We start from the raw sequence: 2,285 nt of genomic DNA on the forward strand, positions 1-2,285 counted from the left end.
AAGATAGGTTCTCTTGGCCGAATTCTTCGATAGCTTGCCAGCCATCACAACCTGAAGCGATAGCGGCTAAAACGAGAAAAATAATATCAACTAAATCATGGTTTAGGTTGATGTGAGAGCGAGGGTCTTCGATGAGTTTCAAGTGTTCAAATAAGGACATGGATTAGGCTCAGTAGAATAACATGCCCGATCAGATCATGCAGATACGAAGAAGTTCCCTACTATTAACAAAGTATGATCCCGCCCTGCGCAGTGAAGCGGGCCAGAAGGACCCGCACTTTATTTCATCAAGGTGTATTACTATACCCGACGTACCAGCCTGAAGATAACGGTAAAGTAAAATCAATTTGAGTCTTTAAATCTCTATTGGATTTAGAATGAATTTCAGGATCATATTCATAGATAGTTTCTGGGTTAAATAAATATCCCATTTCCTGCCCTTCACCTGTCATCCAAATAGACCACACATCAATATATAACCGACATTCACCAGAAAGCTCTCTTATGAGTATTTCATCAACATCCAAATCAACTAAAAGCTTATCTATTTCTTTAAGATTGTTCTCAAACTGAGCACCATACTTATTTAAGTTTGCCCATTTAAATTTATAGTCTTTTATTTGTTCATTTGTTTTAGCTTTCGACTCTCTATTATCATAATCTCCAACTGCATATTGCATAGCTTTAAAGTCATTGTTCAACAAAGTGCAAGACAAATTGGATAAACGTTCGAACTTTGATTGATTATCCATAAAGTGTTCAGAGAGTTCTTTCTCTTGAACCTGCTGACTACATGCTGACATCAAAGATAGTAACATAATAGGTATAATAACTTTCGTCATTTTATTCATTAAATATTCCCATTAAAATAGTTCAAGATGTAAAAGTTAAAGCTATTAATTACTACTATGCTGATCACGCCAGCAATATTGAACAACTCCACCTTGAACCATACACCAAACAGCACCGCCAGAACCGCCTGAACCACCACTACCATTACCAGGAATACTAATACCACCGCCAGTGCCACCTGAACCACCGCCACTACCACCAGAGCCTGCGTTACCGATTGAGACCCCTTTAACGGCTGTGCTTACACAAGAACTATTACCCCTTTCAGAACTGTTGGCATCAAAAACTTGCTTTTTATAATCCCATCCTTGAGCAACCATTTCAGGGTCACCAACGTTGTCTCCAACATTAAAAATGAAATTGATATAACTTGCATATACTCCAGCAGCATTTAATCCATAGTCTTGAATGCCTTGATATGATGCTGACGCTCTTTCAGTAAAGTTTCTACTAAAGCCAAAAGCAGCCATACGGATACCGTACAAAAAGTTACCATCATCAGCATTACCATTATAATCACTTTGCTTAGATTTAACGTCGTATATACCGCCAGTCTTGTGATCTTGATACATAGACCAATATGCCATTGCTTCGGCCACAGGCGCTGTGAATTTTGACTTCCAAGAAGCATACTCGGCTTGAGTTGTTCGTATGACATCTGAATAACTCATTTGCACACTTGATACTTTATCTACCGGAGCGGGGTTTGGAGGTCTATTTTGATCTGTACACTGGGCAACATCCGTTGCTGGAGAACTTGTGTAAACCGTACCAGAGCTAGTAGGCGAAGCCGCCCTCATCATTGAGCGCGAAGAAAAACTAGAACGGTCAGACATTTGATTTGAGCACCCTCTACATCCAGTATCGACAGGAGGAAAAGAAGATTTACTAACTTTTACATCTACCATAACAATACTAAATTCTTGACCTTCAGAGACATTTAATATCTCAAAGGTAAACTTATTTTCTCTGCTACCTGTTTTAGGTATTAAGTTTAACTTAATCTCAGTTTGACCAACTAAATTTAAACTATCTGAAATAGTAGAGTCTTTTATTGAGAATGACTTTATCTTAGTTCCATCAACTCGGTATAAATCAGTGGAGTAACTAACCTGACTATAAACACCATTTGCTCTTCTTGGTTTTTTAAATTGAAAAATTGTTTTATTTGGATTAAGTCCTTTAAGTATTACACATTTAGTTCTACTGCCATTACCGCGGTAAGAATCAATTATATCACTTCTAACCGTTTTCTCTTCAAACCCATATATATTTGAGCATGAAGCAAATACACTATGACTGCTAAATAAAAACAATATAAACAATAAACCCTTTACTAACGTCTTCATTAACATTCTCCAATCCATTTAAGTTACAACCAATTAACAAAAGTAATTCTTATTGATACAATATTAGCGTCCCGAACACTACAC

Annotated in this window: 3 protein-coding genes; all 3 read right to left on the reverse strand. The window is 37.2% G+C overall.

What is annotated here, in order from left to right; all coding sequences use genetic code 11:
* A partial coding sequence (locus L1D44_RS21590; protein ID WP_239893253.1) for a transposase family protein occupies positions 1–160 on the reverse strand: 160 nt, incomplete at its 3' end.
* Positions 161–287: 127 nt separating this feature from the next.
* Positions 288–851 carry a hypothetical protein gene (locus L1D44_RS21595; protein WP_239893251.1) on the reverse strand — a complete coding sequence of 188 codons (564 nt, stop codon included), beginning with the start codon at positions 849–851 and terminating at the stop codon, positions 288–290.
* Between the two features lie 45 nt (positions 852–896).
* Positions 897–2,201: a polymorphic toxin type 44 domain-containing protein gene (locus tag L1D44_RS21600; RefSeq protein ID WP_239893252.1), complete on the reverse strand. Its 1,305-nt coding sequence runs from the start codon at positions 2,199–2,201 to the stop codon at positions 897–899.
* Between the last annotated feature and the right edge of the window lie 84 nt (positions 2,202–2,285).

It is taken from the genome of Shewanella sp. Isolate13 (assembly GCF_022398325.1).
Lineage (GTDB): Bacteria > Pseudomonadota > Gammaproteobacteria > Enterobacterales > Shewanellaceae > Shewanella.

Excerpts from the sequence above, each read along its gene's own strand:
- L1D44_RS21595 (WP_239893251.1), bottom strand. The coding sequence starts at position 851 with ATGAATAAAATGACGAAAGTTATTATACCTATTATGTTACTATCTTTG.
- L1D44_RS21600 (WP_239893252.1), bottom strand. The coding sequence starts at position 2,201 with ATGAAGACGTTAGTAAAGGGTTTATTGTTTATATTGTTTTTATTTAGC.